This is a genomic window from Rice orange leaf phytoplasma, assembly GCF_001866375.1.
Classification (GTDB): Bacteria; Bacillota_I; Bacilli_A; order Acholeplasmatales; family Acholeplasmataceae; genus Phytoplasma; species Phytoplasma asteris.
The window spans coordinates 26701-41018 of sequence record NZ_MIEP01000005.1; the positions used below are offsets into that span (position 1 = coordinate 26701).

The following is a 14318-nucleotide window of genomic DNA, read 5'->3' on the forward strand; positions in this document are numbered from 1 at the left end:
AAAAAAACAAAGAAAAAATCCAAAGGAGTTAATAACAAAAATATGAAAGTTATCGTTGTTGGTTGTACTCATGCAGGAACTGCTGCAGTAAAAACAATTAAAAAAAACAATCCCCAAGCTGATGTTGTTGTATATGAAAGAAACGATAATATCTCTTTTCTTTCTTGTGGAATTGCCTTGTATGTTGGAGGAGTTATCAAAGACAGTCTAGGACTTTTTTATTCAAATCCTGATGAACTGGTAAGTATGGATGTTTGTACCAAACTTAAACATGAAGTATTAAAACTAGATTTTGACAAAAAAGAAGTTTTAGTTCAAAGTTTAGAAACTGGCAAACAGTTTAAAGACAACTACGATAAATTAGTAATTGCAACTGGTTCTTGGCCTGTTATTCCTCCTATTAAAGGAATTGATTGCAAAAATGTTTTAATGTCTAAAAACTTTGATCATGCCAAAGATATTATTAATTACAGCAAAAACGTTAATAAAATCACAGTAGTAGGCGCTGGCTATATTGGAATTGAGTTAGCTGAAGCATTTGCGGTACAAAAAAAAGAAGTAGTTTTAGTAGACAAAGAAGATAGAATTATGTCTAAATATTTAGACAAAGAATTTACAGATGTAGCTCAAAAAACCTTAACTGACCACAGAGTTAAACTAGCATTAGGACAAAAAATAGCAGGATTCGAAACTAAGGACGGCTTAGTGACTCATGTAAAAACTGATAAAAACACCTTTGAGACCGAAATGGTAATTATGTGTATCAGCTTTAAACCCAACACTCAATTATTTGCTCATCATCTCGAAACATCCTTTAATGGTGCTTTAGTTGTTAACGAATATATGCAAACTTCAGACCCTGATGTTTATGCTTGTGGCGATTGTGTTAACGTTTATTACAACCCTACCCAAGAAGTAAAATACATGCCTTTAGCAACTAATGCTATTAGAATGGGAACACTTGTAGGACTTAACATTGAAAAACCTTGCGTAAAATATTTAGGAACTCAAGGAACAAGCGGCATTAAAATTATTGATTTGAGTATTTCTTCAACAGGACTTACTGAAAATGTAGCCAAAGCTTTAGGTAAAAACTATGGTACTGTTACAATCAAAGATGCTAATAGACCTGAATTTATGCCTGATTATGATGCTGTAATGTTAAAGCTTGTTTTTGACAAAGAAACTCGTAAAATTTTGGGAGGACAAATTGTTTCTCGCGTTGATTTAACTGAAAAAATGAATACTTTAAGTGTTTGTATGCAAAACCAAATGACAGTAGAACAACTTGCTTTTGTTGACTTTTTCTTCCAACCCCATTTCAACAAACCTTGGGGGTTACTCAATTTAGCAGGGCTTAAAGCTTTAGAAGTTAAATCTCAATAAATATTTGCAAACTACCAAATGCGCGACAAAATAAATTAGATAAAAAAACACAAAAGACAAAAACACAATAAAACATTGTTTGTTATAATTACAAATAGTGTTTTTTTATTCCATTTTATCACAATTAACCCCTCATTCCAACACTACCCCCCAAAAAAATCTTTTCATTAACCATTAAAGGAGCAAACAAATGAACTTTACTCTACTTTCTCTTCCTTATCAATATGATGCTTTAGAACCTTTTTTTGATACTCAAACTATGCAATTACATCATCTCAAACACCATCAAACATACATTAATAACCTTAATGATGCTCTCAAAAAACACCCTCAACTAAATTTATCTTTGGAACAAATGCTAACTGATTTATCGTTAGTACCACAAGATATTAGACAAACAGTTAGAAATAATGGTGGCGGACATTTTAATCATTCTTTTTTTTGGAACATTCTAAAAGTAAATAATGGCAATACTCCTCAAGGATTATTAAAAGAAATGATTGACTACGAATTTGGTTCTATAGATTCTTTCAAAGACAAATTTGCTCATGCTGCTAAAACCATTTTTGGAAGCGGTTGGGCTTGGCTTGTATTAACTCCACAACAAAAACTTGCAATTACTTTTACTCCTAATCAAGATGTAGTTCTAAACCAAGGAACTCCTCTTTTGGGTCTAGATGTTTGGGAACATGCTTATTATTTAAGTTATCAAAATCGTAGAGTTGATTATATTGAAGCTTTTTTTAGTGTCTTAGACTGGGAAAAAGTACAAAATAACCTTACTCAAACATTAAAATAATTTACCATGAAACATCCTCAAAATAAAAAAGAATCACGGTTATTACGAATTGAAGTGATGAAATTATTATATCAATATGATTTTTACCAAAATAATTTGACTTTGTCACAAAAAAATCCCAATCCCATTTTTACTTTTTTTCAAAAAATCATCACCAATCTTAAATTTATTGATGAAATCATCACAAAAAGTTTATATGATTATAAAATAAATCGCCTTAACAAAGTAGACAGAGCAATTATTCGCTTAGCTACTTATGAATTGTTAGAAACAAACATTTCTCATGCCATTATAATCGACGAGGCAATAGAAATTACCAAACAATTCTGCAATTTAAACGATGAAAAACAACATAAATTCAACAATAAATTATTAGATCAAATATATCAACAATTACAAATGTATAAAAAAACTTATTACCTAATTGAATTGAAAAACTACCCAAATAATAAATAATTTTTTAAAGACTTTTCTAATTGAAAGGTCTTTTTTTTATTTTATTTGATAGCATACCTTAAATAATTATGAAAAATTTACAATAATTCTATACCAAAAAAATAAAAACAACAACAATAAAATAATTAACATCTCAGCAAAAACAAAACACCAATTTTAGATCGTTTTAAAAAACTTTTAAAATAACAAGTTTAGTAAAAATTCTTTTTTCTTTAGAAAGCATAATGAATGGCTCATTTTTATAATAATTTTTTTGATTTGATAACAGTAGCAAAAAACAAACTTGCCAAATTAAAAAAATATAGATATCCTCCTTAAACCTTTTTAATTACAGAAACATTCAAAAAACTTTAGCTTGAGCAGTTAAAAAAACTACAATAAAATAATTATTTAATATTCATTTAACCCTATTATTTTATTTTTTATTAAGGAAACAAATACTTTGAATATTAAATTATTTAATCAAAAATATAAATTAGTGTCTTTTTTATGTGTTATTTCATCAATAATATTAGTATTATTGTTATTAATATTAAGTTTACAAAAAAGACATTCAACCTTTAGATCATCAGAAAAAATACAATTAACTAATAACCAAACCCAAAAACCCAATCAACAAAATTTCGTCAAAACTCCCAATTTGACAAAACCAAAAACACAAGAATTACACCAAGAAAAAGAAAGACTACCTCTTTATATTCAAACAGTAAATGACAAAAAACATTATCATTTTATAGTGCCTGATAGTGAATTTATGCAAGATGGAACACTTAAAAATTCTGAAACCCATGTTTATATGGAAAATCTAAAACCTACTTTAATGCATAAAATTATCTACAAAATACAACCTCAATATGATGGTTGGGTAGCTTGTTTCCCTTCGTTTAATGGACAAGATCTTGCAGGCGCTTTTTTATATAGCGTTATGACAGGAATCAAAACCCCTCCTTTAGATTTAGTAGGGATTTATTTTGAATCTCCTTTTGATAAGTTTGATATTAGTGATTGGAACAAATACACTTTAGATGATATTTTACAAATGAAAAATGAAAGCCAAAATATTTATTTTTTTTGGAGAAGCCCAAAAATGACTAACATTTACAAAAAATATCATTTATTTAAACCAGGTAAGGAAAAATACCATCCTACACTTAACAAACCTATAAGTCCTCAAAATGCCTTAATGCTTACCGAAGAATTTATAGATAAATTCATCCCCAATTCACCTTCAAAAAATTCCAAAGAAACTGAACAATAAATTATTTAGTTAGTTCCAATGCTTTTCAAAATATTTAAAACTTGCCATATTTTCAAATTAAAAACAAATTAAGATCAACTTTAAGTTGGTCTTTTTTTGCTAATTATTTATTATAATTTTGCTTGCTATACTACTTATTTATTCTTATTTTATAATTTTTTTGTCAAAATAAAAATGTGATTTAATTGGATTTTAACATAATTTATAACTTTAATAACTTTAAAATTACAAAAAAACACTAATTTTGCACCTAGAAACTATTTTTTTGTTATAATAACTTTTGAATTAGATATTAAATAATTTAACTTTACAATGATTTATAATAGTTATTTTAAAAAACTTAAAAAAGAATAAAACAACCTTAACAAACTACCAAACCCAATAACCAAAAAAATAATAACTATAAAATATCATTTCACAATTAAAAACCAATAAAAATCATAAAAATTAATTCTACCAAGCACAAACCACATTAAAACCCACAAAAACAAACTAAAACCAACCAACCAAAATATAAAGGAAATAAACAAAAAATGAAAATAGAACAATTAAAAGAAAGGCAAAAACGCATCCGTAATTTTTCCATTATCGCCCACATTGACCACGGTAAATCAACTTTGGCCGACCGTATTTTAGAATTTACAGGCACAATTGACAAAAGAATAATGAAGGAACAAATTTTGGATTCCATGGACTTAGAACGCGAGCGCGGAATTACTATTAAATTAAATGCTGTAGAAATTAACTACAAGTCCAAAGATGGCAAAAATTATATTATGCATTTGATTGACACACCGGGACACGTTGATTTTAGTTATGAAGTATCGCGTTCTTTGGCAGCTTGCGAAGGTGCTCTTTTAATTATTGATGCTACCCAAGGCATTCAAGCCCAAACTCTTGCCAACGTTTATTTAGCTGTTGATAACAATTTAACCCTTATTCCTGTTTTGAATAAAGTGGATTTGCCAAGCGCAGATGTTCCTAAAGTTAAGGAAGAAATTAAAGAAACTTTGGGACTTGACCCTGAACAATCCTTAATTGCAAGTGGAAAAACAGGGCTTGGAGTCATTGATATTTTGGAACAAATAGTAACTAGAATATCACCTCCTCAAGGAGACATTCAAAAGCCCTTGCAAGCCTTAATTTTTGATTCTTATTTTGATTCTTATAAAGGAGTTGTGCCTTCCATTAGAATCGTCAATGGAACAGTTAAAAAAGGCGATCAAATTCGTTTTATGGCAAGTAATAGTGTTTATGAAGTAGTTGAAGTAGGAGTTTATAATCCCAAACAAATTGTAAAAGATTTTTTGGCACCAGGTGATGTAGGTTATCTTACTGCTGCTATTAAAAGTATTAATCATGTAAGAGTTGGAGACACCATTACTTCGCAAAACAATCAAGCTTTGCTACCTTTACCGGGATACAAACAAATGAATTCAGTAGTTTTTTGTGGACTTTATCCTGTAGAAACAAATAAATATGACATCCTTAAAGAAGCTTTGGAAAAACTAAAACTCAACGATTCTTCCTTAATTTTTGAACCTGAAAGTTCTAATGCTTTGGGACTTGGTTTTAGAACTGGGTTTTTGGGACTTTTGCATATGGAAATTATTCAAGAAAGAATTAGTCGCGAATTTGGAGTAGAAGTAATTGCTACTGCTCCTTCTGTTATTTATCATGTTTATTCTATCAAAGGAGAAAAACTTTTAGTTGATAATCCTTCCAAACTTCCATCCACTCAAATAATTGACCGCATTGAAGAACCCTTCATTAAAGCTACTATTATGTGTCCTGAAATATATATTGGTAAAGTAATGGAGCTTTCCCAAAACAAAAGAGGAGCCCTTCAAAATATTGAATATATTGATAGTCAAAGAGTAATGATTAATTATTTGCTGCCTTTTTCAGAAATTATTTATAGTTATTTTGATAAGTTAAAATCATTAACCAAAGGCTATGCTTCTTTTGATTATGAAATAGATAAATATCGTGTTTCTAAATTACAAAAAATGGATATTTTATTAAATGGAGAAATTGTTGATGCTCTATCTTTAATTGTTCATCATGATTTTGCCTATGAAAGAGGAAAGGCTATTTGTGAGACTTTAAAAGAGTTTATTCCTAAACAAATGTTTGAAATTCCTATTCAAGCAGCTTTGGGTAAAAAAATTATTGCCAGACAAACTATCAAAGCTATGCGTAAAGATGTAACAGCTAAACTTTATGGAGGCGATGTTACTCGTAAAAAGAAATTATTAGAGAAACAAAAAAAGGGTAAAAAGAAAATGAAAACATTAGGAAAAGTGCAATTACCTCAAAAAGCCTTTCTTGCTATTCTTGCTACTAAATAATTATTTGTTTCAAAGATTTAAAAGAATATTGAAAAAACTTCTTATAATATATAAGGAGTTTTTGTTTTATTTATTGTTGACATTTATATTTATTTTTGTTATTTTTTGGGGGTATTTGTATTATTTTTGGATTGATTATTTTTACCATTAGGATCAATTTGTGGTTTTGAATATATTTTACTTAAAATGAATTGGCTAAATGTTCTTCCTTTCATACTATCTACACCCATCAAAAAAAACGAGCAAAAAACAAATGGAAGGGATAAAAGTGCACATATCCAAAAAAATAATTTCACCATAATAAGAAAATTTTTCATTAAAGGGTGTAATGTGGTATTTTGTTTTAAAATACTATCTATATGAAATGAAATAAACCCCCCGAAGATAACAAAATTACCAAAAAGAAAAGGAAATTAAAAATATTTTTAATTTGAGTTTTCCAAAAATCTATTTGCTTTCTTCCTTGTTTATCTAATTCTGGTTTAAAAATAATAAATTTGATTCTAAACATTTACTTGCCTCTTTTCTTTTTATAATATTATAATGATTTTAAAAATAAATATTTATATTATATCAAGTTTTTTAAGTTAATATTTTGATGATGAAATGCAATAAACGAATTAAAAATACTTATTTCAACGTTTTTATGGTTTTATATGCTCCTCTTTAATTGTGTATTTTATTATAACATATTTTTGATAAAAACAAAAAAATTAACAAAACAATAATAAATTCATTTGGAAAACTTTTATATAATATGCTTAAAAAGCTTAAAAAAATGATAAAATAAAAGAGATTTACAAACAACATAAAGGAGAATATTATTTGATGTTAAATAAAGAAGATATTCAAAAAATTCTAAATTTATCTTTAGATAAGGGAGCTGATTTTGCAGAATTATTTTTTGAAAATGCTTATTCTCATACCCTTAAAGTAATTGGCAAAGATGTAGTTTCTGCTGATACTTCTAATACTTTTGGAGTAGGAATTCGCTTATTAAAAGGCTTTGATGAAGTTTATGGATATACCAATAAAACTGATTATCAAAATGTTTTATCCTTGCTTTTAAAATTAAAAAAATCTTTTCAAGGAAAAGCAAATAAAGTTATTGTCTTGAAAACCGAAAAACCCCTAAAAAATACTATCCAAAAACCTTATAATAGTATGACTCAAGAACAAAAAGCCCAAAAATTACTTAAATTATCGGCTATTATTCAAAATTATGATCCTCAAATTATTCAATCCATCACCTCTTTAAGCCAAAAAGAACAACATGTTTTAATTGCTAATACTTTAGGAGTTTATCAAAATGACACACGCAATTATATTAGATGTGGGCTTGTAGGAGTTGCACAAAGAGGACAAGAAATGCAAGAAGCCTTTGAAGGTCCTGGACGCGCAATGGGATTGGAATTCTTGGATGCAATTGATTTAGAAACAATTGCCAAACAAGTAGCAAAACAAGCAGTTGCTTTATTAGATGCTAAATCTTTAAAACCTCAAACTATGCCAGTTGTAATTAATCATGGTTTTGGAGGCGTTATTTTCCATGAGGCTTGCGGGCACCCCCTTGAAGCTACTGCAGTTGCTAAAGGCCTTTCTCCTTTTTGTAATAAATTAAATCAAAAAGTTGCTTCTGAAGTTGTAACTGCTTATGATGATGGAACTATTAAAGAGTCTTGGGGCAGTCTTAATTTTGATGACGAGGGAAATCTCACTCAAAAAAATCTTTTAATTGAAAAAGGTATCCTTAAAGGTTATTTAATTGATTTTAGAAACGGACGCAAAATGAAGATGCAATCTACCGGTTCTTCACGTAGACAATCTTATAAATACTCTCCTACTTCGCGCATGAATTCCACCTACATCGAAAAAGGCACAGAAACGCCCGAACAAATTATTGCAGATACTCCTTACGGTCTTTATGCTAAAAGTCTAGGTGGTGGAACAGTTGTTCCTGCTACTGGAGAATTTAATTTTGTAGTTAATGAAGGCTATTTAATCGAAAATGGTAAATTAACAACCCATGTTAAAGGAGTGATGTTAATTGGTCATGGAGCAGATATTTTATTTAAAATTGACCGTGTTGCCAATGATTTAGTTTTAGGTCAAGGAATGTGTGGTTCTTGTTCTGGTTCTCTACCAGTTGATGTAGGACAACCCACTATTAGAGTAAAAGAAATGATTGTAGGAGGAAATCAAAAATGATAAACAACGTAACAAAAACCCCAAAACCCCAAAGCCAAACCACTCACACAAACCCCACTCCTAACAATTATCAAAAATGGTTAGAAAAAGGAATGCAACAAGGTTTTGAAGCATTAGAAATTGCAATTCATGAAAGTCAAACTTTTAAACTATCTTTGGATAAAGGCAAAATAGATGCTTGTGTTTGGAGCGATGTTGCTTCTGCAGTTATAAGAGGTATTTTTTCCAATAAAAAAACTTCTATTGCTTTAGAACAATTAACTGACAGCGCTTTTGATAATGCTTTTGAAACCCTCAAAGAAAATTGCCAAACAATTACTTCTAAAGAACCTGCTCTTATTTTTGAAGGATCTTCCAGTTATCCTGAATTATTGGAAAATAACTTTGATTTTGGACAAGTTCCATTAGAACAAAAACAAAATTTGTTGTTGCAGTTAGAAAAAACAATGTTGCAAAGTTCCCATTTGCAAGCTACTAATGGCATTATTTACCAAGAAGTTTGTCATAAAAAAACATTATTAAATTCCAAAGGGCTCAATTTATCGCACCAAAACAGCTTTGCTTATTTGTATGCTTCTGCGGTTTTTCAAAAAGAAGGCGAAATTGAAAGTTATGGCAAAAGTATTTTAGCTAAGGATTTTGTAACCTTCAATCCTGTTAAATTAGGTACTGAAATTGTTGAGATGGGCGAAAAAAAATTAGGAGCTAAATCTTTGGTATCTCAAAAATATCCAGTTGTTTTTTCTAATGAAATGTTTGCAGACCTTTTGGAAAGTTTCAGCGATATTTTTACTGGTATAAGTGCTTATCGCAACTTAACTAAATTAAAAGATAAAGTTAATTGTTTAATTGCTTCTGAAAAAGTTAGTATTATTGATGATCCTTTAAACGATGGGGCTTATTTTAAAGAAAAATTTGATGATGAAGGAGTAGCTTGCCAAACCAAACCCATTATTACTAAAGGATTTTTTCAAGGATTTATCCACAACTTAAAAACTGCTCGCATTTTTAAACAAGCTCCAACTGGAAACGGTTTTGATGGCAGTACTTCTATGATTAATTGTTATTTGGTGCCTGGCAAAAAAAGTTTTTCAAAAATGATTGAACCTATTCAAAATGGTATTTATATTACTGATTTAGTAGGGATGCATGCAGGAATTAAAACTGTTAGTGGAGATTTTAGCCTACAAGCTAGTGGTTTTAGAATTGAAAAAGGTAAAGTTACAACTCCTGTTAAAATGATTGTTGTTTCTGGTAATTTTTTTGATATTCTTAAAAATGTAGACACCATTGCTAATGATTTTGAATTTCAAACTTCAGGATTTGGTAGTTCTAGCGTTTATGTAGGGGATTTAAATATTGGAGGAAAGTAAATTTTTCTTTGTAAATGATTTTTTCCCCCTTTATTCTTTTGTAATTTTTATCGAAAAAAATAAATATTAAAATAATAATTGAAGTTTTGAAAACTTTTTAATTATGTATAAAAACAAAAAACACCATCTTTAAGATGGTGTTTTTTTTATATCTTAATCAAACAAATACTTGCGAAAAAACATCAGAAATTTTTGATACAGGAATAATATTTAATTTAGTTCTTACTTCTTCAGGAATATCTTCAATATCTTTGATATTTTCTTGAGGAATAAAAATAGTGTCAAGACCGCTACGATTAGCAGCAATAGCTTTTTCTTTTAAGCCTCCGATAGCTAAAATATTGCCTCGTAAAGTAATTTCTCCTGTCATTCCCAAACCTTTTTTAACATATTTTTGGGTAATTGCAGAGACAAGGGAAGTAGCAATAGTAATTCCAGCTGAAGGACCATCTTTAGGAATGGCTGTTTCTGGAAGATGAATGTGAAAATCGTTTTCTGCAAAAATATTGGCATCAATTCCTAAATTTTGACAGTTAGCTTTGATGAAACTTAAAGCAGTATAAGCACTTTCTTTAAGGACTTCTCCTAATTTACCTGTAAGGATTAATTGTCCTTTACCTTTGTAATAAGTAACTTCTACTGGAAGCAAATCGCCTCCAAAATAAGTATAGGCAAGTCCGTTAGTGGAGCCTATTTTTTCTTTTTGTTCATCTAAAAGATGTAGGTATTTTTCTTTACCTAAGTATTTAGTAACGTTTTGAGGAGTAATAATTACTTGTTCTTTTTTGGTAATTAAAAATTCTTTAACTGTTTTTCTAGCTAGTTCTGCAAGGATTCTATCTAACTCTCTTACTCCTGCTTCTTTGGTGTAATGTCTAATTAAATAAAGGATAGTATCATTGTCAATAACTAAATTTGTGTCAGTGATTCCGTGATTTTTGAGTTGTTTTTTTAAAAGAAATTTAGAAGCGATGTTAATTTTATCTTTTTCAGTGTAAGAATTTACTTCGATAATTTCCATACGGTCTTTTAAAGCTTCGGGAATATTGTCAAGGTAATTGGCAGTGGTGATAAATAATACTTGGGATAAATCAAATGGTTCGGATAAAAAATGATCCATAAAATTAATATTTTGTTGTGGGTCAAGGACTTCTAATAAAGCTGATGCAGGATCAAAGTTATAATTGGCTACTAGTTTGTCAATTTCGTCTAATAAAAAGACAGGATTAACTGTTTTGGCGTCTCTAATGCTTGCAAGAATGCGTCCAGGCATAGCTCCAATATAAGTTCTTCTGTGGCCTCTAATTTCTGATTCTTCTTTTAAACCGCCTAAGGATTGTCTGACAAATTGGCGTCCTAAAGCTTTGGCAATAGAAGAAGCAAGTGAGGTTTTCCCCACTCCTGGAGGACCTACAAGACATAAAATATTTTGAGGGTTTTTCCTAGTCATTATTTTGACTGCTGCATATTCTAAAATACGTTCTTTGACTTTTTCAAGTCCGTAATGTTGGTTATTTAAGGATTTTTCAATGGCAACTAAATCGTTTTCATCTTGGCTGGTTTTGCCCCAAGGTAATTCCAGTAAAAAATCAAGATAATTTTTAATTACAAAAGATTCTGCTATTAAAGATGATGATGATTGGTAACGTGATAATTCTTGTAAAGCTTTTTTTTTGATTTCGGAAGGTAAAGGAGTTTTTTTGATTTTATTGCGCAATTCTGCAATTTCTTCTTCCTTTTTGGCTTTGTCCCCTAATTCTAGTTGAATCGCTTTCATTTTTTCTCTTAAATAAAATTCTTTTTGGTTTTCATCAATACTTTGTTTTACTTTTTCATTGATTTTTTGTTCTAAATCAAGTCCTATAAGTAAACTTTGGATGTCTTGAAGAATATAAAAAATTCTTTTATTAAGGTGAGCTTCTTTAAGGTATTTATATTTATCTAAATCATCGATTTTTAAATTAAAAACAATGATATCAGTGATATTTTCTGTTTCTGGTTCTGTTTTGATGATATCTAAAAAATTATTGGTGTTTTGAACAAGCAGTTGAAAAGGTTTGTCCATAATTTTTTCTATAACTAGCTTGATTAAGGCTTTTTCTTCTTCAACGTTTCCATAAATGGTATTGACTTTTTCATATGAGGCTTTTAAAAAAGGTTCTTTTTGCAAAAATTTATCAATTTTTACTCTTTTTAAAATGCGAAATCTCACTTTAAAATCGCCGTGAGGGATTTTTACTTTAGTAATTATTTGTGCCAATACACCGTAACGTTGAAGGTTAGTTAGTTTGGGTTTGTTGGGTGATAAATCTTTTTGAGTTAAAAGAATAACAAAAGAATTTGCGTTAGTTTCTGACTCTTTTAAAGCTTTTAAATAAGAATTGTCTGATAATTCAATACGAAAATCAATATTTGGAATAGGCATTACTTCGCTGATAACTACAACTGGAAGTTGTTCATGAATTTCTTGAAAAATATCTTCAAATGTATCCATAGAAAGATCGGATTTTAATTTTTTGCTTTTGGTTTTCATATATTTTCATCCTTTCGATATTTTTTTAACTTTTAAACTTTTTCATTTTTAAGTTGTGGAGTGATTTTTTTGGTGGGGTGATAAATTTTATTTAGCAACAACAACTTTATTAATAACAAGTTCTAAGGCTTCATCCATCAAAAGAGAATGTTTTAGGTTTTTTTCAGGAAGTTTTTGTTTGATTTGATTAACTGGAACTTTGTAATGGTTACTTAAGTTTTGGTATTGTTGTTCGATTTTTTCTTGGGAAATAGTTAGTTTTTCTTGGGCTGCAACTTGTTCCATAATAAGTTGATATTGGAGGTTTTTTTGTGCTTGTTGGCTGAATTCTTTTTCCATTTTTTCATCATCAATACCTAAATATTGTTTGTATTGTTCCAAAGTTAAATTTTGTTGTTTTAATTGTGCTTCAAATTCTTTTTGGAGGCGGATTTGTTCTTGGAAAACAATTTCTTGAGGAATTTCTAATTCGGAATTTTTAACTAATTGTTCTATTACTTGTTTTTCAACGTTTTCTTTGTCTTTGTGTTTTTTTTGAGCTAAAAGAGTTTGTTTAGTGTTGTTTTTTAATTCTTCTACGGTTGAAGCATTGGCAAGTTTAAGTGATTTTACCAAATTATCTGTTAGTTGAGGTATTTTTTTAGTTTTGATTTGGTGTAGAGTTACTTTAAAGACAGCTTTTTGATTAGTTAAACTTTTTTGGTGGTAATCGCTTGGAAAAGTGATATTAATGTCTTTGGTTTGTCCTTGTTTCATCCCTAACATTTGGTCTTCAAAACCAGGTACAAATTGACCAGAGCCAATTTTTAAACTAAAATCTTTAGCATTGCCACCTTCAAAAGGTTTGTCATCAACAAAGCCTTCAAAATCAAAAATAGCAGTGTCTGTTAATTCCAAAAAGTCATTTTGGGTTTTGGGTTCCAAAGTTGTCTGTTTTTCTAATAAGGAATTTATTTTTTCTTCCACTTCACAATCTGTTACTTCAAGATCGTCTTTTGTAATTTCTAATCCTAAATATTTTTTTAAAGTAACTTTAGGTTTAACGATAAATTCCAGTCCGAAAGTAAAATTTTGATTATCTTTAAGTTTTTTTTCGTCTAAATCAATTACTTGAGGCATTCCCATACTTTCGAAATCTTTTTTTTGTAGGACTTCTTGATATTTGGTTTGCACGATATTTTCTAATGCATCGGAGTATAAATTGTCTTTACCGAAACGATTTTCAAAAATTTTTCTTGGAACGTGCCCCTTTCTAAAACCTTTAATTTCTACTTTTGGTTTAATTTTTTCATAAGCACTAGCCAGTTGGGTTTCTAATTCCTTTGAAGAAACTTCAAAAAAATATTGTACTTTTTGATCGTTGATTTTTTTAATTTCCATTTTTAATACCTTTTCCTTTTTAGTTTGTTGGGGTTTGTTTTATGTTTTGGGGTGTTATTTATTTTGATTATGAAGCATCAATAAAAACTAAAAAATATTGTTGTTGGGGGGGGGTTATTTGGTTTGATTGGTGCAAATAGTTGCAAATAATTATGAGTTTTTTCATTTATATATTGATTATATAAGCAAATTCCAATTAAATTAGTGTTAATTGTTTTTTGGGGAAACAAGTTGTGTTTTTGCATTTTTGTTTTACAATTTGGCAACTAATTTATAATTAAGTTTTTTTAACTAAATTAAAAGTTGTTTTTTAGGTTCGCGGGTTTATTTAGTTTAATTTTTTAGCTTTTTTTAATTCATTTAATCTTTTTTATAAATATTTTGTGGTAGAAAAATAATTGTCATTTATAAATTTTGTAATTGTGTAAATTACTTTTCCTTCCTACTATTTATTATACCATAATAACTAAATATTTCTTGAAATTATTAGTAATTTTTGCTTTCTGATTAAATGGTTTTTTGGTGAGGTTGCAATTAAAATATTTTTTGTAGAAGGATAAAATATTTCCTAAAA

9 protein-coding genes are annotated in these 14318 nt (G+C 28.9%); 7 read left to right on the forward strand and 2 right to left on the reverse strand.

From position 1 onward, the window contains the following. Positions 1 to 42 precede the first annotated feature (42 nt). From BHE82_RS02115 to BHE82_RS02145, 7 genes are all read left to right on the forward strand, one after another. A complete protein-coding gene (locus BHE82_RS02115; RefSeq protein WP_071345613.1) occupies positions 43 to 1386 on the forward strand; it encodes an FAD-dependent oxidoreductase in 1344 nt (447 codons plus the stop codon). 190 nt (positions 1387 to 1576) lie between these two features. Next, positions 1577 to 2185 carry a superoxide dismutase gene (locus BHE82_RS02120; RefSeq protein ID WP_071345614.1) on the forward strand — a complete coding sequence of 203 codons (609 nt, stop codon included), beginning with the start codon at positions 1577 to 1579 and terminating at the stop codon, positions 2183 to 2185. 6 nt (positions 2186 to 2191) lie between these two features. Beyond that, positions 2192 to 2641 (forward strand): transcription antitermination factor NusB, encoded by a 450-nt coding sequence (locus BHE82_RS02125; RefSeq protein ID WP_071345615.1) that lies wholly within the window; start codon positions 2192 to 2194, stop codon positions 2639 to 2641. A gap of 442 nt (positions 2642 to 3083) precedes the next feature. Further along, positions 3084 to 3899: a hypothetical protein gene (locus BHE82_RS02130; protein ID WP_071345616.1), complete on the forward strand. Its 816-nt coding sequence runs from the start codon at positions 3084 to 3086 to the stop codon at positions 3897 to 3899. A 533-nt stretch (positions 3900 to 4432) separates the two neighbouring features. Beyond that, complete coding sequence (gene lepA, locus BHE82_RS02135; protein WP_071345617.1) at positions 4433 to 6250, forward strand: translation elongation factor 4; 1818 nt, start codon at positions 4433 to 4435, stop codon at positions 6248 to 6250. Positions 6251 to 7078: 828 nt separating this feature from the next. Further along, the gene (locus BHE82_RS02140) at positions 7079 to 8458 is read left to right on the forward strand and encodes a TldD/PmbA family protein (RefSeq protein ID WP_071345618.1); all 1380 of its coding nucleotides are present in this window, start codon (positions 7079 to 7081) and stop codon (positions 8456 to 8458) included. Beyond that, positions 8455 to 9831 carry a TldD/PmbA family protein gene (locus tag BHE82_RS02145; RefSeq protein WP_071345619.1) on the forward strand — a complete coding sequence of 459 codons (1377 nt, stop codon included), beginning with the start codon at positions 8455 to 8457 and terminating at the stop codon, positions 9829 to 9831. Before BHE82_RS02140 ends, BHE82_RS02145 begins: the two co-directional genes overlap by 4 nt. Before the next feature lie 157 nt (positions 9832 to 9988). Here BHE82_RS02145 and lon read toward each other — a convergent pair whose 3' ends face one another. Continuing rightward, positions 9989 to 12364 (reverse strand): endopeptidase La, encoded by a 2376-nt coding sequence (gene lon / locus BHE82_RS02150; protein WP_071345620.1) that lies wholly within the window; start codon positions 12362 to 12364, stop codon positions 9989 to 9991. A gap of 87 nt (positions 12365 to 12451) precedes the next feature. Continuing rightward, positions 12452 to 13744 carry a trigger factor gene (gene tig, locus BHE82_RS02155; RefSeq protein ID WP_071345621.1) on the reverse strand — a complete coding sequence of 431 codons (1293 nt, stop codon included), beginning with the start codon at positions 13742 to 13744 and terminating at the stop codon, positions 12452 to 12454. Between the last annotated feature and the right edge of the window lie 574 nt (positions 13745 to 14318).

Excerpts from the sequence above, each read along its gene's own strand:
- BHE82_RS02140 (WP_071345618.1), top strand. The coding sequence starts at position 7,079 with ATGTTAAATAAAGAAGATATTCAAAAAATTCTAAATTTATCTTTAGAT.
- BHE82_RS02115 (WP_071345613.1), top strand. The coding sequence starts at position 43 with ATGAAAGTTATCGTTGTTGGTTGTACTCATGCAGGAACTGCTGCAGTA.
- lon (WP_071345620.1), bottom strand. The coding sequence starts at position 12,364 with ATGAAAACCAAAAGCAAAAAATTAAAATCCGATCTTTCTATGGATACA.
- tig (WP_071345621.1), bottom strand. The coding sequence starts at position 13,744 with ATGGAAATTAAAAAAATCAACGATCAAAAAGTACAATATTTTTTTGAA.
- BHE82_RS02125 (WP_071345615.1), top strand. The coding sequence starts at position 2,192 with ATGAAACATCCTCAAAATAAAAAAGAATCACGGTTATTACGAATTGAA.
- BHE82_RS02145 (WP_071345619.1), top strand. The coding sequence starts at position 8,455 with ATGATAAACAACGTAACAAAAACCCCAAAACCCCAAAGCCAAACCACT.
- lepA (WP_071345617.1), top strand. The coding sequence starts at position 4,433 with ATGAAAATAGAACAATTAAAAGAAAGGCAAAAACGCATCCGTAATTTT.
- BHE82_RS02120 (WP_071345614.1), top strand. The coding sequence starts at position 1,577 with ATGAACTTTACTCTACTTTCTCTTCCTTATCAATATGATGCTTTAGAA.